The 19537-nt window shown below is 56.2% G+C and carries 24 protein-coding genes; 13 read left to right on the forward strand and 11 right to left on the reverse strand.

Annotated features, from left to right (window positions below; translation table 11 throughout):
* Positions 1-14: 14 nt before the first annotated feature.
* From ACFQT0_RS26805 to ACFQT0_RS26855, 11 genes are all read left to right on the forward strand, one after another.
* Entirely contained in the window at positions 15-1127 is a 1113-nt protein-coding gene (locus ACFQT0_RS26805) for a hypothetical protein (protein ID WP_380206296.1), read from the forward strand.
* A gap of 203 nt (positions 1128-1330) precedes the next feature.
* On the forward strand, positions 1331-1780 hold the full coding sequence (traK, locus tag ACFQT0_RS26810; RefSeq protein ID WP_380206431.1) for a conjugative transposon protein TraK: 450 nt from the start codon (positions 1331-1333) through the stop codon (positions 1778-1780).
* A gap of 12 nt (positions 1781-1792) precedes the next feature.
* On the forward strand, positions 1793-1927 hold the full coding sequence (locus tag ACFQT0_RS26815; RefSeq protein ID WP_380206297.1) for a hypothetical protein: 135 nt from the start codon (positions 1793-1795) through the stop codon (positions 1925-1927).
* Between the two features lie 95 nt (positions 1928-2022).
* Positions 2023-2262: a hypothetical protein gene (locus tag ACFQT0_RS26820; protein ID WP_380206298.1), complete on the forward strand. Its 240-nt coding sequence runs from the start codon at positions 2023-2025 to the stop codon at positions 2260-2262.
* The gene (locus tag ACFQT0_RS26825; protein WP_380206300.1) at positions 2262-2390 is read left to right on the forward strand and encodes a hypothetical protein; all 129 of its coding nucleotides are present in this window, start codon (positions 2262-2264) and stop codon (positions 2388-2390) included. The genes ACFQT0_RS26820 and ACFQT0_RS26825 overlap by 1 nt, the downstream gene beginning before the upstream one ends.
* A complete protein-coding gene (gene traM, locus ACFQT0_RS26830) occupies positions 2387-2983 on the forward strand; it encodes a conjugative transposon protein TraM (protein WP_380206301.1) in 597 nt (198 codons plus the stop codon). Before ACFQT0_RS26825 ends, traM begins: the two co-directional genes overlap by 4 nt.
* Before the next feature lie 12 nt (positions 2984-2995).
* Entirely contained in the window at positions 2996-4108 is a 1113-nt protein-coding gene (gene traN, locus ACFQT0_RS26835) for a conjugative transposon protein TraN (protein ID WP_380206303.1), read from the forward strand.
* A gap of 81 nt (positions 4109-4189) precedes the next feature.
* Positions 4190-4480: a hypothetical protein gene (locus ACFQT0_RS26840; protein ID WP_380206304.1), complete on the forward strand. Its 291-nt coding sequence runs from the start codon at positions 4190-4192 to the stop codon at positions 4478-4480.
* 93 nt (positions 4481-4573) lie between these two features.
* On the forward strand, positions 4574-5782 hold the full coding sequence (locus ACFQT0_RS26845; RefSeq protein ID WP_380206305.1) for a hypothetical protein: 1209 nt from the start codon (positions 4574-4576) through the stop codon (positions 5780-5782).
* A gap of 164 nt (positions 5783-5946) precedes the next feature.
* Positions 5947-6126, forward strand: a complete 180-nt coding sequence (locus ACFQT0_RS26850; RefSeq protein WP_380206306.1) for a hypothetical protein — start codon at positions 5947-5949, stop codon at positions 6124-6126.
* Between the two features lie 8 nt (positions 6127-6134).
* Entirely contained in the window at positions 6135-6494 is a 360-nt protein-coding gene (locus ACFQT0_RS26855) for a hypothetical protein (protein ID WP_380206307.1), read from the forward strand.
* 19 nt (positions 6495-6513) lie between these two features.
* On the opposite strand, the gene ACFQT0_RS26860 is transcribed toward ACFQT0_RS26855, so the two are convergent.
* From ACFQT0_RS26860 to ACFQT0_RS26875, 4 genes are all read right to left on the reverse strand, one after another.
* Positions 6514-7713, reverse strand: coding sequence for a Fic/DOC family protein (locus ACFQT0_RS26860; RefSeq protein WP_380206308.1), 1200 nt, complete (start codon positions 7711-7713; stop codon positions 6514-6516).
* Between the two features lie 77 nt (positions 7714-7790).
* Positions 7791-8108, reverse strand: coding sequence for an antitoxin VbhA family protein (locus tag ACFQT0_RS26865; protein WP_380206309.1), 318 nt, complete (start codon positions 8106-8108; stop codon positions 7791-7793).
* 44 nt (positions 8109-8152) lie between these two features.
* On the reverse strand, positions 8153-8467 hold the full coding sequence (locus ACFQT0_RS26870) for a HigA family addiction module antitoxin (RefSeq protein ID WP_380206310.1): 315 nt from the start codon (positions 8465-8467) through the stop codon (positions 8153-8155).
* 27 nt (positions 8468-8494) lie between these two features.
* Positions 8495-8773, reverse strand: coding sequence for a type II toxin-antitoxin system RelE/ParE family toxin (locus tag ACFQT0_RS26875; RefSeq protein WP_380206311.1), 279 nt, complete (start codon positions 8771-8773; stop codon positions 8495-8497).
* A gap of 312 nt (positions 8774-9085) precedes the next feature.
* On the opposite strand from ACFQT0_RS26875, the gene ACFQT0_RS26880 reads away from it, so the two are divergent.
* Both ACFQT0_RS26880 and ACFQT0_RS26885 read left to right on the forward strand, forming a co-directional pair.
* Positions 9086-11635 carry a DEAD/DEAH box helicase family protein gene (locus ACFQT0_RS26880; RefSeq protein WP_380206312.1) on the forward strand — a complete coding sequence of 850 codons (2550 nt, stop codon included), beginning with the start codon at positions 9086-9088 and terminating at the stop codon, positions 11633-11635.
* A gap of 100 nt (positions 11636-11735) precedes the next feature.
* The gene (locus ACFQT0_RS26885) at positions 11736-12182 is read left to right on the forward strand and encodes a DUF4468 domain-containing protein (protein ID WP_380206313.1); all 447 of its coding nucleotides are present in this window, start codon (positions 11736-11738) and stop codon (positions 12180-12182) included.
* Between the two features lie 251 nt (positions 12183-12433).
* Here the strand turns inward: ACFQT0_RS26885 and ACFQT0_RS26890 are convergent, their stop codons facing one another.
* From ACFQT0_RS26890 to ACFQT0_RS26920, 7 genes are all read right to left on the reverse strand, one after another.
* A complete protein-coding gene (locus ACFQT0_RS26890) occupies positions 12434-12676 on the reverse strand; it encodes a hypothetical protein (protein ID WP_380206314.1) in 243 nt (80 codons plus the stop codon).
* A gap of 266 nt (positions 12677-12942) precedes the next feature.
* Positions 12943-14121: a type II toxin-antitoxin system HipA family toxin gene (locus tag ACFQT0_RS26895; RefSeq protein WP_380206315.1), complete on the reverse strand. Its 1179-nt coding sequence runs from the start codon at positions 14119-14121 to the stop codon at positions 12943-12945.
* 136 nt (positions 14122-14257) lie between these two features.
* Positions 14258-14584: a helix-turn-helix domain-containing protein gene (locus ACFQT0_RS26900; protein WP_380206316.1), complete on the reverse strand. Its 327-nt coding sequence runs from the start codon at positions 14582-14584 to the stop codon at positions 14258-14260.
* A gap of 329 nt (positions 14585-14913) precedes the next feature.
* Entirely contained in the window at positions 14914-17463 is a 2550-nt protein-coding gene (locus ACFQT0_RS26905) for a hypothetical protein (RefSeq protein ID WP_380206317.1), read from the reverse strand.
* Between the two features lie 328 nt (positions 17464-17791).
* Positions 17792-18232, reverse strand: coding sequence for a dsDNA nuclease domain-containing protein (locus ACFQT0_RS26910; protein WP_380206318.1), 441 nt, complete (start codon positions 18230-18232; stop codon positions 17792-17794).
* A gap of 16 nt (positions 18233-18248) precedes the next feature.
* Positions 18249-18611: a hypothetical protein gene (locus ACFQT0_RS26915; protein WP_380206319.1), complete on the reverse strand. Its 363-nt coding sequence runs from the start codon at positions 18609-18611 to the stop codon at positions 18249-18251.
* On the reverse strand, positions 18572-19312 hold the full coding sequence (locus ACFQT0_RS26920) for a hypothetical protein (RefSeq protein WP_380206320.1): 741 nt from the start codon (positions 19310-19312) through the stop codon (positions 18572-18574). Before ACFQT0_RS26920 ends, ACFQT0_RS26915 begins: the two co-directional genes overlap by 40 nt.
* Positions 19313-19537: the final 225 nt, after the last annotated feature.

Below are 19537 nucleotides of genomic sequence, written 5' to 3' on the forward strand. Positions count from 1 at the left end.
ATTTTCCCTTTCCAATGGACCCAACTTCAATCGACCTCAACATGGCTATGTACGAGCAAAAGCTCGAAGCCATTTACACGGAAATGTTGACGTTTACCGCTCAGTTCATCAACTTGGGTCGCGCAATTGGCGGCATTGGTGCGCTGCTGTTTATAAGCTCTCGCGTGTGGGGCAACATCGCCCGGGCGGAGCCCATCGACCTATTCCCCTTACTGCGTCCCTTTGCTATCGGACTGGCTATTCTACTATTCGTGCCGCTATGCGGGGCACTACGGGGCATTACCATGGCCGTAGCCCACGGCACCGATTCCATCCGAACGAGCCAGCTAGCGGAAGTTAATCGACTCACGGCCCAACGAGACGAACTGGCTTTGGCAGCTAAAAAGAAGTCGGACTTAGAAATAAACAAAGAGTACGAGGCGGAATTAGCTAACCTTGGCGCTTTGGATTTGGACCGCAGGGCCAGCCTGGCAATGAACCAGATGCAATACTCCGTTGGTCAGCAGTTTCGCGAGTGGGTGAAATCCATTCTAGAGTTGGGCGCCCTGGCCGCGAAGCTGGCCATCAGCCTTATCTCCACCTTCCTGCTGGTATTGCTCAGCGTCGCCGGGCCGCTGGCCTTCGGCATTGCCATCATTCCCGGCTTTGGTGGCGGACTAATGAAGTGGTTCGGGTACTTCATCACCATTTCCCTGTGGGTGCCTGTAGCCAACATTTACGCAGCAGTATTGGCCCATGTGCAGGTTACTATGCTTGCCAAAAGCATTGAGCAGCTGCAACGCGGGGGCATGGCAGAATCGGCCGACATTGCCTACCTGTGTATGCTCGTGCTGGCTATCGTGGGGTATATCATGGTGCCGAAAGCGGCTGATATGTTGATTGACGGCTCGGGCGTAGGGCGCGCGGCTACTTCGTTCATCACCAATACCACGGCCACTACGGCGGCCGTTGCCGGGGCAACGGGTGGGGCCGGGCTGCGGACCGGCGCGGATACGCTCGGGGCCGGAGTGGGGGCGGCTCAGGGTGCTTTTGGCCGGGCGGGTGCCGGGGAAAATATGACGCGAGGCGAAGCCTTCGGTCATCGGGCTGGCTCCTTTCTGCGGGACCGCCTCAACCGCAAGGGCTAACCAGGGCGGCTCTATCCTCAACCTCAGATTCTATCCTTCATGTTTGCTTCCCTCAAAACCATCGACTCTGCTTTTCAGCAAGTCAAAACGCTGGCCCTGATTTTCATCATCGCGGTGCTGCTGCTGGCCGGCACCATTGCCTACTTCGCTTTTCAAACGACCAATGCGGCGGCGAACCGCATTTACGTGTTGGAGGGGGCCAACTGCTCACGGCCGGCGCGCAGGATGCGCGGGCGAACCGGCCGGTTGAGGCCCGTAGCCACGTCACCCGGTTTCATGAGTTGTTTTTCACCCTGGACCCCGACCAAAAGGCCATCGACTTAAACGTGAACAAGGCCTTGTACCTGGCCGACAACTCGGCCAAAAAGCAGTACGAGAACTTCAAAGAAAAGGGCTTTTACAACGACTTGATAGCCGCTAACATCAGCCTGGAAATGAGCGTGGACAGCGTTGTCATCGGCAATTCACGGCCGCTCACGGCCCGCTGCTACGGGCATCAGCGCGTGATTCGGGCCACGTCGATTACCAACCGCAACTTCATTTCGGAGTGCTCCTTACGCGACGTAACGCGCTCGGAAAACAATCCCCACGGCTTCCTGATGGAGAACTGGCGGGTGGTGCAAAACAAAGACCTCAATACCCTTCCTCGCTAATTCTCTACTCCCATGACACCGCCCACTAAACCGCACGACGCACAATTCATCCGGACCCGTAAAATGGCTACGTTCCTGCCGGTGGTAGGAGTGCCCTTTCTGGCGGTGATGTTCTACCTGGGTGGGGAGGGGAGGGCACCCCCGTAGCCGCGCAGGACGTTGAATCCGGGTTTAACACGGAGCTTCCCAAAGCGGAGAAGGCCACCATTACCACCAGCAAGCTGGAAGCCTACGCCAACCCCGTGGATTCCATGCGCAACCGGGGCCTGGTCGATGCCAAGATTGATACCAGTTCGGGCAGCGGGCTGTCCTACGGCATTCAAGCCGACGGGAAGGCCGGCCCGAATGGCTCGGTGGATAAGTCGGTCGCAGTTGCCCAAGCGCAACTAATTGCCGCGCAGCAAGCCCACTCAATGGAGGGACGGCAGGAAAGACCACGACGCAACCTGGCTCCCTCACCCCGGAAGAGAAAATGGAGCTGATGCGGACGGAACATGAGCGCGACCTGGCCGAAGCACGGGCGCAAGCGCAGATGGCCGCGCTCATGGCGCAGTCGAATGCCGCCGGAAGTGGCGCCGCAGCCCTCGTACGGTCGCCGCAGCTCCGGTGAAGAAAAAGCCGGTCACGAAAGTGCGGGCCATTGACGAGGACGCGGTCGTATCCCGCCTGGGGTCAAACGGGACGGGCAAAAAGCGCACGGCCTCCTTTCAGGGGCTGGATAATGGCAGCTCATCGGGTGGGGATTCCAACACGCTGCCGGCCGTCATTCACGAATCGCAGGAAGTAGTGAGCGGCTCCCTGGTGAAAATGCGGCTGACGGAACCGGCTCTCATTAATGGGCACCAGTTACCAGCCAACACCTTTATCTATGGCAAGTGTAGCCTGCAAGGCGAACGACTCAGCATTGCCATCGAAACGCTTAAATCCGGCAACAACGTCTTTCCCGCCTCGCTGGAAGTGTACGACGTGGATGGACTGGAAGGGCTGCACATTCCGGGAGCTATCACGCGGGATGCGGCCAAACAGGCCGGCGCCAGCAGCATGGACGCAACCGATATGATGACGATGAGCGCCGACCCGGCAATGGCGGCGGCGGGGGTAGCGGTAACGGCCGCCAAGAACCTCGGCAAAAACAAGATTCGTCTGGTGAAGGTCCGCCTCAAGGCTGGCTATAATATCATGCTCAAAGTAGATAAAGACTAACGACTCCCTCCCATGAAATCTACCTCCTGTCTGGCTCTGGCCCTGGTAATGCTTACGGCCCGGCCGCAGCGCCTCGTGGCCCAAAATACCGTACTGGCGCAAAAGCTACCCAACACGACGCAAGCCAATAAGTTAACAAGCCTGCCGCTGTATGTGAGTGACCAGAAAACCACGCACCTGGTCTTCCCAAGTCCGGTTACGTATGTCGATTTGGGTAGTACGGGCCTGATTGCGGCCAAAGCCACCGGCTCGGAAAACATTGTGCGCGTGAAGGCCGCGGCGGCAGGCTTCGGGGAAACGAACATGACCGTCTTATCCGGGGGCAAGCTCTACTCGTTCGTGGTGAATTACCAGCGTAGTCCGCGCCTGGTGGGTATCGACCTGGGCATGGCCAGTGGCTCGGCCAATACGGGCAAGCTGCCCACGACGCCGCTGTATGTGAGTGACCAGAAAACCACCCACCTGGTTTTCCCTTATCCGGTTACCTATGTCGATTTGGGCAACTCGGGTATCATCGCGGCCAAAGCGACCAGCGCAGAAAACATCGTGCGGGTGAAAGCAGCCGGCACCACCTTCCCGGAAACGAACATTACGGTGCTTACCTCAAACGGCAAGCTGTATATGTTCACGGTGAACTATCAGCACGACCCCAAGGTCCTCAGCCTGGACATGGGCGCGGCCAACTCGTCGGTTACCTCCAGTGAATCCGGGGAAGCCATTCTGTCGAACTCGCCCATTCCCCAAGGCAACCTGGATGCGTATTCCAAGCAGGCCCTGGCGCGGGGCGGCTCGTCGGCCAGCGAGAGCGCCAACCAGCTCAGCGTAAAAGCCGGCAGTGTCGGCTACAAGCAAGAAACGCTGTTTTTTCCCCTGCACGTGGCCAACAAGTCCAACGTGACTTACGACGTGGACTTTGTGAAATTCTACATCCAGGATAAGAAGGTTGCCAAGCGGACGGCCGAGCAAGCCATTGAGATTGCGCCCATCTATGTCTACAATGGCTCCCAAAAGAAGATTGACGTAAAAGGGAAGCTGGAACAAGTATATGTGTTTAAGAAGTTTACCATCCCGGAGCAAAAGCAGCTCATTATCGAAGTCTACGAAAAGGGGGCGGGCGTAACGTGAAGCTCAGCCTGTCTAATTCGGACCTGCTCACAGCCCGCACGTTCCAATAACCCCGGTTTGACCATTTCACTTCCTCGCGCCATGAAAAGCACTCAATCGCCCCGATTAGCCGCCCTGCTGGCTTCGCTTTTTGAGAACCCTAGCCCGAATTATGCCTTGGTGGCGATGCTGGTTCTAGTGGCTGGGGCGACGGTGGTGTTTGGGGGTAATCGCGTGCCAGGCCTTGTTACGCATCTCGTCATGCTGCTTTCGCTGCTGGCCACGTCGCGCCTGTTTAATGCAGGCTGGCTGCGCTCTTTCTGGTATCTGACAATGGGCCTGATTGCCCTGGCGCTGGTGCTCGACGTGGCAGTACTGATGGTGGCCCTCTAGGGTAGGAGTGTACCGCTACGGTTGCTATTCGCAAATAGAAACTGGGGGCGGGTCTTTGTAATCATTTTTCTCATCGCGTCCCGTCTCACTTTCTTGGAGCCAATTAGCGTTTACCTCGACCACAACATTCTCAACGACATAGCGCCAGCTAAGCAAGACTGGACTACCACTAAGTGGGGGGCGTATTTACTGGACCAGACTCAAAAAGGTCACATAGAAGTTTACGCCAGTCCCACCAACTGTCTTGAAATTGCTCTTCTTACCAAGGACTTGGACCACCGGAACAACTTGGCCCGGGCGCTCAATACGCTTATCGCTGGGCACCGCATGTTGCCGACCTATGAATTTGTCATTGTCCAAAATTTACTCCGCCATATCAATGGCAATTGGCCAGGCACGATTAATGAATCGCGTTTTAATCGGCTGCAACGGCAATCGGCGCGGACTTACGTCGCGTTGTTGGGCCAGTTAGCGGCTTTGAAAGACTACGACTGCTCAAAAGGCCTTGTGGGCGCCATCGCCCCTAAAATCATCACCCAACTCATTCAAGGAGAAATTTTTAGAAATCCGCTTGCTGAACTAAAAAAACGACTGGCAGGATTACAACAGGTAACGGTACAGTCCCAAGACGCTTTTGCCGCATACGACAGCAAAAGCCTTGACGAATTAGCCGAACTTAAGGAAAGCCTGTTGGCGGAAACCTTTACGGTTGATAAACAGGCCATCAAGTTTCTAAAGGACAATAAAGCCAAATTTATTGAGGGCTATGCCCAAGACGAGCTTCGCTCGTGCATTCATCAGGTTTTCCTCTATTGGGAGGATTTGGAGGTGTGTTTTGCTGGCTGTGAACAGGTTGTTCGGGAATGGGCAACCGTGCACCCCTTGGAATCTTCAAACCCCGACTTTAAACCGAAGCCTCTTCCGCAAGAAATAACCGCCGCCTACGCGTCTGGCCAGAGTACCAGGAACGATAGATATGCCGTACTCAAGGCTCTCGGGGCACGTTTTTCTTCCTTTTTGGATGTACCGAAGCTGTATTCTTCGACTGTTTTCAACGAGATGGAACGTACTCTCAACAAAGGCAAGTTGCCAACAGGGGGTTTAGCGCTAGATTGCCAGCATACGCTAGCGTGCGCGGTTACTGAATTCTTCTTGGTCCGCGACGCCATTCTCCTCGACACAGTTAAGCGCTGGCACGCGACCATTAGGGAGGAATCCACCATGTTCCGTGAATCAGCTGACGGGTTGCAGGACTTTGAACGCAAAGTGGAGAAGCGCCTTAAAGCGTTGGGAGCCGATTAGGGGTGAGGGGCATATTAACTGTAATCAGACTCCTTGAGAGAGGGCTGAAATAGCATTGACAAGCTCAACTTTCCCCTTCTCAGCTACGTAAATGAGTAGACATTATGCAGGGGTAAGTGTGTTAAAAGTAGTGCGATACCCCCCGCTTTGTACCCCTAACTGCCATGCCTAACTACCAGCAAGGCTACGAGGACGGCCGCAACGAGCAACGCTACTCCGCCCACACCTCCCGCCAGTTCGGGCAAGGCATGGGCACTCTCGTTGCCTGGGTAATCATCGCGGGTACCCGGCTTGCCGTGGAAGCCCTGGTTGCGGCTCCCTTTTGGTTCTTGGCTTTGTCGTAATGGCTCCAATGGATTTTCTCGGTCCAATGCTGGGGGCGGTTCGCCTGGTCGGCATGGGCTTGGTGGCCTTCCTGGCTTTCGCGGGCCTCTACTGGCTGAAAGGTTGTATAGTGGCTTTGAGGCACCGTCCGGGCCGGCTTTGGTTGTTGCCCTTCTCGCTGTGTGTGAGTCTGGCTTGTCTGTTGCCGGGCTGGCTGGTGCGTTCGCTGGTCGTTAGCCAGTTTCCGACTGTTGGCCCGCTGTGGGGCTGGGGCCTGGGCCTGGCCTTTGCCTTGTTTGCTTTCGGCCGTTACCGCTTCACGGAGCATAGCGCACCGGACCTAATGGACTGGTCGTATAGCCGCGGCTATCGGTGGACCAATAAGTAAGTAGTGCTCCTGCTTTAGCCTAATTTGGGCCCTCGGCGCTTCGGCTCGGGGGCTTTTTGTTGTTTGGGAGTGGATGGATTAGGTAAGGCATTCTCCCCCTTGGTTCATTTTGCGGCATTGTCTGCTGCGCCGGCAAGCCTGGCTGCTGGGTAAGTTGGGGGCGGAACACCTGCACGGCCTGACCGACTGCCTGGGAGTAGCGCAGGAGCATGGCCTTATCCGACAACTGCGCCGTGGGGGAGGCGGCAATGACTACGTAGGGCTTCTGCAATTCATCCAGCGTGGCTTGCTCGGTTAGCGCCGCTGGACGGGCCATCACCAATGCCTGCACATACATTAGAAGCGGCGACATAATCGTGTTTCCTCCGGCATCGTTCAGGGGAGCGCCGGTTTCTTGGGCATAACGAATGCCGACGCGCTGGCTGCTGGCCTTCAACTCGCGCAAAGCCTCCAGCCGGGCTACTTCCAAGGTGGCCGCACCCAGGGGCCGCGCCTGGCTGGGGTGGCGGGCTGCTTTAGCGGCTGCTCCTGGTAGCTCCGTGCTGGCCGCGTCGAGTAAGTACCGTAAGCGGGTGCGGTTCTCGGCCGTGTTAACAGAAACCCCAACGATTCCGGTGTCGCGCGCAAGGTTAAAATCTTTATACACTTTCTCAAAATCGACCCGGTAGCCGGCCTGGTGGCCCAGCTGCATCATCATAAACTGCATAGTGCGGCCGTTGCCCTCCCGGAACACATGAACATGGTTGAGATGGTCGAGGTAATAGGCGGCGCGTTCCACAAACTGCGCCTTGGACAAGCCTTTCAGGTTGTTCTCGGCCGTGAGCTGCGCGGTGATAGCTGCCGCGTCAGTAGTGATGCGGCGGTGGTTGGTGTACGTCATCATCAGGTCGGCCTGTACGTTCAGCGCCGGCTTGTAGCCCTGAAAGGCGCGGTCCTGACGGGTTTCCCCGGCCCACGGGTACACGTCCTGGAACAAGTAGCGGTGCAGGGCCCGCAAGTGTTGTTCGTCAAATCGGAGCGGGATGGGCGGAATCGCGTAGGCCGGGCCAATGATGGCCTCCACCGGCTGCCGGGGCTCGGGCAAGCCTACCTGCGCCCGAATCAACATCATGCGCTTTATCGACAAGTCCGCTTCGAGGCGGTCCAACCCTTTTTCGGTGGTTGCGCGAACATTGTTATAAAGCAATCCATCGGCGGGGTTCGTAAAGAGGTCAGCCATCAGGCAGTGAGCAGCAGGGATAGGATAGCAAAAAGCCCGGCACCGGGCCGGGCTTGCTATGGGGAAGAGACAAGTAGCTACAAGCTCAGGGGAGCAAGGCTTTCGTCAAAGTGCAAATACGGCTCGTAGGGCTGCGCGGGCTCCACGTAAGGGCCTTCACCTGCGGCATACTTCGCGGCCGGGTCCGGCCCTGGGGCAGGCTGGTACTCAGTATCGAGGCGGGCAGATAACTGCTCCAAGTCAATCTCACCGGCAATGTACTGGTTCTGTAAGGTCACCAGTAGCGGCGAAGGGTGCCGGCACTGGCTCAACGACACCCCCACGGCAAACTTTACCACGTCGCGGCGCTGCTGCTCGGTCTGCTCGTTCGCGGAGAAATACAGAGTCTTTTCCATAGGTACAAGATACGAATACTGGCTAGGAATGGGGGCCTCGGCGGTTACGCTTGGGCGGGCTCCCAAAACACGCGCACGTTGGCCACGGAAATCCGCTGGCGGGCTAAGGCCAAGTCGTAGCGCTCCTGCACGGTCAGCCAAAACTCGGCCGTAGTGTTGCGGAACGCCGCGGCCAGGCGCAAGGCCATTTCCGGCGTCACGCCTTGGCGCTTGTTGAGAATGGCCGACAAGGTTTTGCGGGTGGTGCCCAACCCCTCGGCAACTTCCTCCAACGTCAGTTTCTCCCCGGTTTCTTCGCGCAGCCCCTCAATGGTTTCACGAATCAAATCGCCGGGGTGAGCAGGATTGAACATGGGCATGATGATGGTCGCTTGCTTACGGGTGGGTCAGTGGTAATCCAGGTAATCAACATCTAGGACATCCTCGCCCTCAAAGCGAAAGATGATTTTCCAGTTGGCTTTCACCTTCACCGAGTAAAAGTCCTTGCGGTCCCCCTTCAGCAGGTGGTAGTCGGAACCGGGCGTGTTCATTTCCTCGGGCCGCTGCACGGCATCGAGGCGAGTGAGCACGTTGGTAATTTTAGCTAGATGGTCTGCGGGGAGCTTGGAAGCATCGCCTTTTTCATACAGTAGCTTGAGCGGTTTGCTCTGAAAGGAAAGTATCATCCGGTACGCGGGCGTTTTGAGAATTACTCTTGCTGGTCATCTGTCGCTGGTTCCTGGTGGTTGGTTTCAGAACTATAATGCAAACGTAACCGGTAACGTTCCACGTTACAAAACAAAAAACATGTTGTTCTCACTGCCTCTGAGCGATAAACTTCATGTTTCGCTTACATCGCCTACGGTCCGTCGCTAATGGTTCGTAGGCAATTGATTTTGGGGCTAGTTTGTGAATTCAAACAGAATGTAGACTTAAGCCCATCCATGAAAATGCTACTCCTATCTTGTGCCCTTTCTTAGCGCCCGCATCTCGTTTTTATGGAAGAGGCTGAAGTAATCGCCGTTTGTGAATACCTATTAGGGTTGATAAAAGAGCGCGACCGCAAGCTGCTGGTATTGAAGTATGTTAACTTCCTGGATTGGTTCGGGATGGGCCTCCGGCGCAACCCTGAGCGGGTGGCCATCATTGATACGTTTTTACAAGCCAACAACATCACCGTTTGGTGTAAGCGAGAATCGCAAAACTCTATCGCCGATTTTGACCGCCGCACCACCGACCGAATCACCTTCCGCCTCGAAGGGGCAGCCAAAACCATGCAGAACGGCCAAGACCAGATAAGCTACGACAACGCCGGGACCATCGAGGTAGCCAAGCAGGACAGCGGTATTACGCTCTATCCTCACCAGAAGGAGGCCTTGCAGCAGCTGAATGATAAAGTCACCAAGTCCGGGAAGGTGCCCTTCGCGGGATTGCTCGTCTTACCAACTGGAGGAGGAAAAACCCTGACGGCGGCCCATTGGCTGTGCACCAACCTGCTGAACCAGAACAAGAAAGTCCTCTGGATTGCTCACCGGCACGAACTCCTGGACCAAGCCAAGGCGACGTTTCACGAACGGCTGGCATTCCAAGACATTCTGCGTACCAAGCCCTCGTTCAACTACCGCATCATCTCGGGTATTCACGACAAGCCAGTGCACATCCGGCCCACCGATGACCTCATCATTGCCAGCAAGGACAGCCTGAACGCAGGCTTCAAGTATCTGCTGGATAAATGGCTGGTCAACCAGGAAGAGGTCTTTCTCATCATCGACGAGGCGCACCACGCGACGGCCCGCACCTACCGGAAGCTCATCGAGAGCATCCGCGGCAGTGTCAAGCAGTTTCGGATGATTGGCTTGACCGCGACGCCCTTCCGCACGGTTGAGGAAGAGCAGGGGCTGTTGGCCAAAGTGTTCCCGGACGACATCATCTACAAGATTGACTTACGCAAACTCATTACCCGCGGCATTCTGTCCGAGCCCGTCTTTGAGAGTGTCGAAACCGATTTCAACGTCCTGAGCCTGTTCAACAAGCAGGAACTAGACAAGCTCAACTACTTCGACATTGGCAGCATCGGCGAGGTAACGGCCAAAACCATCGCCCAAAACGACCAGCGCAACTGGTGCATTGTCAACCGCTACTGCGAGAACAAGGCCAAGTACAAGCAGACTCTCGTTTTCGCACTCAATCAGGACAACGCCATTGCCCTGAAAAAGCTGTTCCAACTCAAGGACATCCGCTGCGAGTACGTGCTCTCCTCGATTCGGGACCAGACCACCGGCGTTACCATTTCCAGCAAAGGGAACAAAGAGATAATTCAGCGTTTTCGGGCTGGGGAGTTGGACGTGTTGATAAACGTCAACATCCTAACGGAAGGCACGGATTTGCCCAATGTCCAAACCGTTTTCCTGGCCCGGCCGACCATCTCGCCGACGTTGATGACGCAGATGATTGGGCGGGGGCTGCGCGGCGAAAAGGCCGGTGGCACCAAGGAAGCCTACATCGTCAGCTTCATTGACAACTGGGAGGACAAGGTTGCCTGGGTCAACCCCGAACGGTTAATCATTGAGGAGAACACGGACTTCAACGACACGCAGAAAAACACCCAAAAGCAGCTAGTCCGGCTCATATCCATCAGCAAGATTGAAGAGTTTGCGGTGCTGGTGAACGACCACATCGACAAAGCTGATAAGGAGAAGCTGGAAAACATGCCTTTCATCGAGCGCTTGCCGCTGGGCATCTACCACTTCTCCCTATTGAGTCAGTTTGAGGAAGAAGCCCGGGAGAAGAACTGCGAGGTCCTCGTGTACAGCAATCTCAAGCAGCCTTATGCCGATTTGATGAATGCTCTCCCCACGCTGGTAGCGGGCTTAAAGGCCCCGGTGGCGGATTACCTTTCGGAAGCGCAGTTGCAGGAGCTGAGCGCGACCATCGAGAGCCAGATTTTCTTCGGCCACGACTTGTATCCGGGGTACAGCCCGCAGGATGTCAAGGATATCGTGCAGTATTACTACCAGAGCGAATCGCTGCCGAGTTACATCGAGTTGCAGGACCGGGCCAAGTTCGATATAACCAACGTGGCCAAGGATATTCTGGCGGGCGATTACAGTCGCTCGCAGGAAGAAGCCTACAAAAGCCAGTTGTGGGACGAGCACGAATCGCAGTGGAAAACCTTCTTTGGCCACGACAAGCGCTACTTCCTGCATGAAGTTGATTTGGCCATCCGCCGCATCAGCAACCCGGACCTCTACCAGCGCCCGACCATCATCCCCACCGACCGGAAGGAACTACGGCGACTAGAGGAACTGCCGATGGGGGAAATTCGGGAGCAGAACCCGGCGTACTGGAAATGGCTGAGTGACCAGGTGTACGAGAAGCATCGCGATGCCGAAGGGTACTACCAAAGCGCCGAAGGCGATTACCGAAGCAAAAACAAACTCGACTTTCAGTTGGACCACATCACGGCGATAAGCAATGGGGGCCTTACCTCCTTCGAGAACCTACAGTTGCTGACCCGAAAGCAAAACGCTATCAAGGGAGCCCGGTAAGAGGAAGGGCTCCACTGTCTTCTTAAAGACCATAACTTCGCTACCTCTCCGCGTTCATTCACTTGTTTATTCTATGAGAAGTCTCATTACGCTCATCCTCTTGTGTTTTCTAACCAGTTACCGTCTGCTAGCACAAACTACCACTGCCCCAACAGTAACTACGGTAGATGGCAAGGCACGCATTGAGTTCATTGTACCAGCCCTGGGTGAACAGGATGCCCTTTTTCTGAAAGGCAAAGATTGGCTGTACAAAACGTACAACTCGGGCAAAACGGTTGAGCAGTACGATGACAAGGCCGCAGGACGAATAGCCGTTAAAGCCCGTACGCAAGAATTGAAATGGAATGCTGGACTCGGCATTGTCAACACGGCCGGGTGCTTCACCTATAATATGACGCTGGATTTTAAGGAAGGCAAAAGCCGGCTGATTATCGAAGATATCACCTATCAGAAAGGTCAGCTAAAGGATGCGATGATACTGGCCTCGGGTGCGGATTTGGCGGATACCTTTCCGGCTAATTGGCCAACACTCGGAAAAAAGCGATGACGAAGCACTGGAACGAAATGCAAGCGGCCGGCACGAGCGAACTGCTCTTGCTGGCAACATCCTTTCAAAGCGCGCTGACGAAGAAGGGAGACAATAAGGATTGGTAGCTAACATGGGAAAAAGCCGTGCTTGATGAGCACGGCTTTTCAAAACCTAATCTAGGTATGATAAGCCTCCCTTACAGCACCTAACTTCAATTTGGGAATCTGTGAAAACAGGTTATGATAAGTAAATCTTATCATAGCTCTTCATTACCGAGGTCCATAAACCGTCTCAAATGCCGCGAGGACCCGTTCAAATTCCTCATCCGTTAGCAGAAAAGCCGACTCTGCATCCGGTTTAGTGGGCATTGTTCCCCGGCCGCCTATCTCGATGATAGGAAACGCCTCGATGAAATCCTGTTGCGAAACCGCCGCTTTAAAAGTCGGCGCGAAGCGCTCGTACACTTGCGCCAGCTTGGCTTGGAATGCTGCTTGCTTGTGAAAGTCGAACATGGTAATGTCTCTTGGTAAAATCGAAATAGTTACGGCCGTCGGTTAAGGCCAGCAGTGACCTCTGAGCCCTTGGTGAGCCCATTGCAATGGCGTACGAAAGACCACAACAGGGCATTTCCGGAGCGTTTGGAAATGGTATTGCGCATCCGGGGCCCAAGCCATGAGCCTTTGGTGAGCCCTTTGGCGGGATGGTCTACTTGCCTGCCCTTCGCCTGCCTGGGGCACTTCAAACAATGGATGCCGGCCCTCTTATGACGCCGACGAGCTTAACTGTGTAAGGCCGCTGAAGAGCTGCAGGCGGTGCGTTTTGGCAATGGCCTGTTGCTGCTTTTTCGGAACTTCCGCCTCGGCCGCAAACTGGGGCCAGCGGCTACCGCGTCGACCACCTGCTGGATTATCTCCCGGGGCTTTTTCACCAGCACGTTCTTGGCCAGCTGCAGGAAATCATCCTCCGTAAAATCGTCGACCTTGCCCGCCAGCGACATCTGATGCTGGCTGGACCATTCGCCCGTGGGGTTGTAGGAATAGGTCATGTCGTATGCCGGTGACAAACTCCACTCCCCCGCAGGGTTCATCAGGAAGGAGATGTTCTTGGTGTGGTCGTCCTGGTTGCGCGCCACCGCGTTGAATACCAGGCGCCGGTAGAGCTCCTCCACGGCCGGGTGCGGCAGCCGGAGCTTGAGTAAGACCTGAAAGGCCTGCTCGTAGGTATAAAGCCCGGGCTTGTTGTAATCAAAGTGGGCCAGCCCGCACAGCGTTTGCATGTGCAGCCGCTGGCTGCCATCCACCCGGTCGAATCGCCGCGTCATGAAATGCGCCCGGCCGTTCTCTTCCAGCAGTTGGCACTGGGTCATCTGTATTCCCGCCTGCTTGGCCATCAGGTGGTAGGCATACTCGATGCGGCCGTACCCGGCCGGGTCGCCCAAACTGGTATTCGTCACCCCGTCGAGCTTGAGCAGCCAGTGCTCAAAGCCAACGGGGGCATCGACCTGCCCGGAGCGAACCTCCTTGGTGATGGCATTGTAGGCAATCACGGCCTTGGCCCGGGCACCGCCGGCGGAAGTACCCACGCTGATGATTTCTGCCAGGCCCTCGGCGGCATTCGTAGCCAGCGACGTGTGCAGGCCTTCCCGGTTGGTCAGCACCTGACGGGCAAATTTCACGAGCTCGCCCACTTCCAGCGAGGCGCCTTTTTCCAGCGCGGGCTGCGAGGCCGGCTCATACACCAGCGCGCCCATCCCCCGGTGGCCGAGGTAGCACAGATGCTCCACGGGGGTAAAGGAAGCCGCGTCTCGTCCCTTGGAGGCCAGCCAGGCGTCGATAAGCTGGCGCCCGTACCGGTCGGGCAAGCTGTCGGCCAGCAGACCCGGCAGGCCATGGTAGGTGTCGCGGTTAAGCGTGGGAAAGTCAAAGGTGCGCGACCGCCGTCCTACTGGCAGGGGCATTTCAATCGGCGCTAGCTCCAGCCCCGAGCGAACAAACGAGGCTCGTATTCAAAGACGCCAATCCGACGTTTCTCATTCCACAGCACGGCCCCGACGGGCTTGCCCCAAATAGAAACTGTGGCCGTATTGGTACTACTCATAATCCAGTGGGTGAAGAGTCCTCGTCCCGGCGGCTGGCCCGCTGCCGCCGCTGGCGCGCCAGGCGTACCGCTTGCAAGGGGCTGATGGTGGCCGACTCTTCCAGCACTTCCAGCACGTCGAGCCGCCCCAAAGCGCGCAGCAGCTGCACCAGCGTCAGCGTGGAGGCGGGTCGTCCGTTTTCGACCTGGCTGATGGTCAGCCGGCTCAAGCCCGTTTGAACCGCCAATTCCTGCTGGGAGATGTCCTGATTCAGCCGAATAAGCTGCAGGTTTCGGCCAATTTCCCTTACTGCGGCCAAGTCTGACAAAGCGTACCAGTCCATAATGATGCGTTTAATAAGCATTAACTGCCATTTTCCCCGTTAATGCTACGCAAAGATAACATTAACTGATTCGACTCGCAAGGCAACATCATGTCCGTAATGATACTTGTAAGATACATTAACTGCTATTTCAGCCATTAATGATGTGCGTAAGATACATTACGAGTATTACTGGGGTTAGCTCGACGGAAAGCTGCTGTCAAGGACCCAAGAATTCAGGGGCATCCTGTTGCCCAACAAAGGCAAGAGCTCCGGCAAATACCGGCGCAATGGTGGACAGCAGCGGAAATGCAGCGGAGTTCTTTCATTCACCTGGTACCAGCAGGTGGTTATAACAAGGGATTGTGCTCGTCGTTGGCATCAGTCTGCACGTTAAAGCGCTCATTCATAAACTTCCTCACCGCCCCGGGATTGGGAAAGCGGGCATGGTTCTCCAGCCCGAAAGAGCTCAATGAAATGAGGGGCAGTTGCTCCAGGCTCATTCTGAATTCCGTCGACTGGAAGGCCTGGAGAGGAAATTCCATCTGCAGTTCCACTTCATCTCGTTGCAGGATGCGCTGAAACTCCGTTTGCAAGGCCGCCTGGTATTCCGCGGGCGTCGCGAATTCTCGCCCTTCAATTATTCGGTTGGCTTTGTAGGAGAGCATGAAGTTCATCATGGCTACCACTATTTGCCAGTCCGGCCAGCCTTCTTGCCGCAGGGCTTGCACCCAGGGGCCATAGCCGGCATCCTGCTTCAGGCCGGCAAGCGTTTTGTGGATGTTGCGTACCGCTTTCTGAAAGCGGTTCCCAATGTTTTGGATGGCGCTTGAAGGATTGTATTTCGTGCTCAGGCCTGCTTTCGGCTGCATGAACGGATTGAGCATCGGGAATTCGGGGACGTCCGTCAGGGCAGAGAACGTATCACGACCAAATGCCCCAAACGCTTTTTCGGCGAACAACGACCGGAACATGCGCTGGTAGGAGGTGGCCTGCATGGACTTTGCGCCTAGATTACTTTTAGTAAAGAGACCCCAGAAAGCCTCGTTATACTCGACTGCAGGCAGTAAGCTGATGTCCTGTAAGATGGCTTTGAGCGCAACGCTGACAAAGGCGGCCCCCAGTTTTACTACTTCATAGTCCGAGCTGTCAACCCGCTGCACAAAAGCCTTCCACTTTGCTTTCCCGTTGTCCGGCAACTGTTCTGGCTCACGAGGGTCGTCGGTAGCTTCCAGGGTGAGGTCAACAAGGCCGCTGGGCAAATGAAAGTCAACCTTGGAAAGCGCTATTTCCACCAACAACACCTGCAGCATGGCGCAGAAGTCCTCGCCCAGAGCGGTCATTTCGTAGGAATTACGAAAGTGCACGTGCCATTCCATCCCCAGAGCGTGAAACCGGACGGTACGCTCGGGGCCCATGTCGTTAAGCGGCGCATCCGCAAAATTTCTGGTGAGGCCAGCCCGTAGTTTAGCCTCCGGCAAGTCCGCTTGAAGTACGGCCAGCAACTCATCCAGATACTCTTCTTTTAAGTATCCGGTCGCGGTTAACTTGGCTTGTGCCATGACCTGTAACTCCGGGGCCAGCAGGGGCGCGGCGTACAACAGAAACCCATAATTCATGATGCTTTTCTGGGGCATCTCGGCCCCCTCCGCGTCAATCGGCTCGGGGTCGAACTCGTGTCGCATCCTCATGTAAAGCTCAAAGTCCAGCAGGGCGCTAAACCAAGCCCCTTGGACAAAATCAGCGTGGAAAACCATGCCGATTCCTTGGGCAATTCGCTTCACCAGTTTTCGGCTGCCTTTCTGCCAGCTGACCCACGTGGCCCACAGCCCATAATACTTCGCGGCGAAGTGCATGTCCAAGGCGCCGTAGACCTGGGCAATGTTCAGCAGGGCCAGGGTATAGCCTTCGAACGTTTCATCCTGAAGCCACAAGGCTTTGGCCTCGTGAAAATCCCGGAGCGCTTTGAGCAGGGAATTGGGGGTCTTAGACTCCAGGTAAGCGGCGCCTGAAGCCACCAGGCGGCGGGCCCGCTCATGCGCACCCCGCTTCTTTTCGACCACGGCATCAAGTCGGCCGACAAACTCTTTGAACGCATCAATCAGAACCTCGTTCTCCTCCTCATCCACTTGAATTAACAGGCGGATGTGCGTGTGGATGCGGTTGCTTAACTGCGTCGCATTGTAGAGCCGGGCCTGGTCTAAATTCGCCAAAAGCTGCTCCAAAGGCGCCATAATTTTGGCCACGTTCTCTGCGCTCCGGTCCTGGCTGCCCGCAAAAAAGTGCAGATTGGCGGAGCACTCCAATAGGCGGCACAAATCCGACGGATTGGTCGTTTGGCTCAGGAGTTGGTCCAGCTGCTTTTTAAATTGTTGCAGCCAACTGGCGGTTTCTTCGGGGGTTAACGCGGACTTTTCGTTCAATGCCGAGGCCATCACCAGGAAAAGCAGGCTTTGAATATCTTCGAAGTCCCCGGCGGCGGTAAAGGCGGAGAAGTCGCTGAAATACTCCCGGATGTAGTCTTCCAGCCCGAACAAGTCGCCAAGAGCTGGCGCCAAATACTCCGTGGGCCGCATCCGGAGCCAGAGTAGCTCATAGAGTCCCTTCTTTCGAAATTCGGGCTGCTGTTCCAGCTGCGTAATGTACGAGGTGAGCAAGCCAATCCAGAACGCGTCGTGGGACTGCAGATTCTTGGCGACCCGGCAGTAGGACACGGCCTGCAGCACCTCGTAAAATTCGCCGAGCCGAAAATCCGCCGGCTGACCGATTTCATTCCACTTGGTAAATACTTCGTGGTACCACAGGTCTTCCAAGGTGCCCGCCTGGAGCAGCAGGTTCGTGAGTTCCCCGTTAACCAGCTTGCGGTCCTCGGGTGCCTGCTCGGAGGCTTTAATGTCCACCCGCATGCACAGCATGCCCAAAAGCCCTTGCGCCGCTCCTTGGGCATGTCCGGCAGCTGCGCGACCAGCTCTTCGAGGCGGGCAATGGTGCCTTTGAAGGCCTCGTCCGGGCTCAGGTCATCAAAGCGCCATTTTATCCGGCGCGTAAAATCGTCCCAGTCCTGGTCCGTAAGCTTCTGGAAAACAGTAACGGCCTCCTGTAACACCTGCTCTTCGGCCTTTATGCCCAACAGGGCCTCCGCGTCCTCCGCTTTCTTCTTCAGCTTTTCGGCGAGTTGGTTGGCCAACTGAGCGGCGCGCTCGTTCACGTAGGACGTGACGAGGACTTTTACCTTTTAGCGCATTCGGGGAGCAGGGCATCCGGAAGCGCCTCTTGGTTGGCGACCCAGCGGCGCAGTAAATCGGACTCATTACCCTCGCGGTACTCCGCAATGCGACTATTGGCTTCGAAAACAAACTCCTTGTTCTTCGCCGCATAATCCGTTTTAACGTGCAACATAAAGAAGTGCGCCACCGCCTTCTGTATCTCCTCGCTACGAAAGGAAAAAGGGGTGGAATACAGCTTCAGCTGGCGGAACGTCGCGGCTTGCGTCAGCTCATTGTGCTGAAAGATATCCTCTTCATAGTCGCAATAAATCGCTTCGTCAACGTGGTCCAGATAGTTCTCCAGCCACGTTTCAACGGTTTTAAACACCTGATATTGGTAGCCACGCATGGAGGCACTGGCATCGGTGTTTTTTGCAAACAGGAAGAGTTTAGAAATGCTCATTTCGAAACGAGGGAGGTTAATTAACCGCGCGGGCAATCTTGCGCATGGCCGCCGGTGAATCACCAAACTTGCACAGGGCCTCGCAGTGCTGCCGTAGCTCCGAAAACAGGATGTAGTGGATGGTCGCCCCGGCCGCTCGGATGGCCGGCCGCGAGAGCTGCGCCCGCACTTCCTTCTCGCGGGCATCGGGCACCACCAGGTACAGGGCCGTCTCATTCTCGGGCATGGAAAACGCCAAATCCGTCAGGCGCAGGATGCCGCTGTAGATGCTGGTGCTCTTCTCCACTTCAAAGGCGGCTACCACCCGGCTGGTGCCGGGCGCAAACCACACGATGTCAATCAGGCGAATGGTGCTGGCCACGTCGGCCGGCACGGGCAACTCGGGGTGCTGGTCGAGGCAGAGAAACGAAAGCTTCTGCCCCCGCAGAGGCGGTTGCGGTCGTTGATGGCCGTGGTCACGTCGCAGCTCAGCGCCTTGCCGATGCGCAGCAGGTGGTGCTGCATCTCAGTGTGCTGGTTTTCCTCCTGCGCTTCGGACAGCACCTCTTTGTGGCGCTTTTGGGCCTGCTGCTGGTACTTGTCGCGCTCCTCGTCCGTGGTGAATTGCTGGTCGCCGGCAATCATCTTTTTCACGCCCACGTCAAAGAGTAGGCCGGCCAGCGCGCCGTAGTCCAGGCTCAGGTGCTGGCGGTGCGCCAGGTTCAGGTCGCGCAGCTGCTCGCGCATGCGCAGGTACTCGGACCAGGAGCCCAGCTTGATTTTCTGGCCAAACAGCGCGTTGAAGCCGTTGACGATGGCCGTGTTGCAGGGCGGCATCAGCGTGGGGTGCAGGAAATACAGGATGCTGGCCACAGCCGGCCCCAGCCCCTTGATTTTGCGGCGGTCGAGTAGCTCGATTTCCTTGAGTAGCTGCTGCTCGGTAGTGGCGGCCAGGCAGCTTTCCAGAAATTGCCCGAAGGCCCGCTTGTTGTCCTCGTGCTCGTAGATGTCGGGGATGCGCAGCTTGGGCTTCCAGTAGAAGGGTGCGCCGCCCCTGGAACACCTGCTTTTGCTCGCTGATGACGCTGAGCACAAATTCAAGCGAAGTGCCCTTGAAGTCGTTGCCGAAGCTGCCGGCTTTGATGTCCTTGACCACCTGCTGCACCCCGCGCCGGATGGAGCGAAACGCCTTCAACCGTTCCTCGTTGTTGATGAACCAGGTGTTGTAAACGGACTCGGAATCGGCTTTGTATTGCTGGATAAGAGGGGGTAGCGCGGCAGACATAAAACGGGGTAGACCAATGAAACCACTAAGATGCACAGAAG

Source organism: Hymenobacter humi (assembly GCF_042665855.1).
GTDB lineage: Bacteria > Bacteroidota > Bacteroidia > Cytophagales > Hymenobacteraceae > Hymenobacter > Hymenobacter humi.

What these genes read in the sequence shown, in the direction of transcription:
- ACFQT0_RS26805 (WP_380206296.1), top strand. Translation starts at nt 15, where the DNA reads ATGGACCCAACTTCAATCGACCTCAACATGGCTATGTACGAGCAAAAG.
- ACFQT0_RS26815 (WP_380206297.1), top strand. Translation starts at nt 1,793, where the DNA reads ATGACACCGCCCACTAAACCGCACGACGCACAATTCATCCGGACCCGT.
- ACFQT0_RS26825 (WP_380206300.1), top strand. Translation starts at nt 2,262, where the DNA reads ATGCGGACGGAACATGAGCGCGACCTGGCCGAAGCACGGGCGCAAGCG.
- traN (WP_380206303.1), top strand. Translation starts at nt 2,996, where the DNA reads ATGAAATCTACCTCCTGTCTGGCTCTGGCCCTGGTAATGCTTACGGCC.
- ACFQT0_RS26840 (WP_380206304.1), top strand. Translation starts at nt 4,190, where the DNA reads ATGAAAAGCACTCAATCGCCCCGATTAGCCGCCCTGCTGGCTTCGCTT.
- ACFQT0_RS26850 (WP_380206306.1), top strand. Translation starts at nt 5,947, where the DNA reads ATGCCTAACTACCAGCAAGGCTACGAGGACGGCCGCAACGAGCAACGC.
- ACFQT0_RS26855 (WP_380206307.1), top strand. Translation starts at nt 6,135, where the DNA reads ATGGATTTTCTCGGTCCAATGCTGGGGGCGGTTCGCCTGGTCGGCATG.
- ACFQT0_RS26860 (WP_380206308.1), bottom strand. Translation starts at nt 7,713, where the DNA reads ATGGCTGACCTCTTTACGAACCCCGCCGATGGATTGCTTTATAACAAT.
- ACFQT0_RS26865 (WP_380206309.1), bottom strand. Translation starts at nt 8,108, where the DNA reads ATGGAAAAGACTCTGTATTTCTCCGCGAACGAGCAGACCGAGCAGCAG.
- ACFQT0_RS26870 (WP_380206310.1), bottom strand. Translation starts at nt 8,467, where the DNA reads ATGCCCATGTTCAATCCTGCTCACCCCGGCGATTTGATTCGTGAAACC.
- ACFQT0_RS26875 (WP_380206311.1), bottom strand. Translation starts at nt 8,773, where the DNA reads ATGATACTTTCCTTTCAGAGCAAACCGCTCAAGCTACTGTATGAAAAA.
- ACFQT0_RS26880 (WP_380206312.1), top strand. Translation starts at nt 9,086, where the DNA reads ATGGAAGAGGCTGAAGTAATCGCCGTTTGTGAATACCTATTAGGGTTG.
- ACFQT0_RS26890 (WP_380206314.1), bottom strand. Translation starts at nt 12,676, where the DNA reads ATGTTCGACTTTCACAAGCAAGCAGCATTCCAAGCCAAGCTGGCGCAA.
- ACFQT0_RS26895 (WP_380206315.1), bottom strand. Translation starts at nt 14,121, where the DNA reads ATGCCCCTGCCAGTAGGACGGCGGTCGCGCACCTTTGACTTTCCCACG.
- ACFQT0_RS26900 (WP_380206316.1), bottom strand. Translation starts at nt 14,584, where the DNA reads ATGGACTGGTACGCTTTGTCAGACTTGGCCGCAGTAAGGGAAATTGGC.
- ACFQT0_RS26910 (WP_380206318.1), bottom strand. Translation starts at nt 18,232, where the DNA reads ATGAGCATTTCTAAACTCTTCCTGTTTGCAAAAAACACCGATGCCAGT.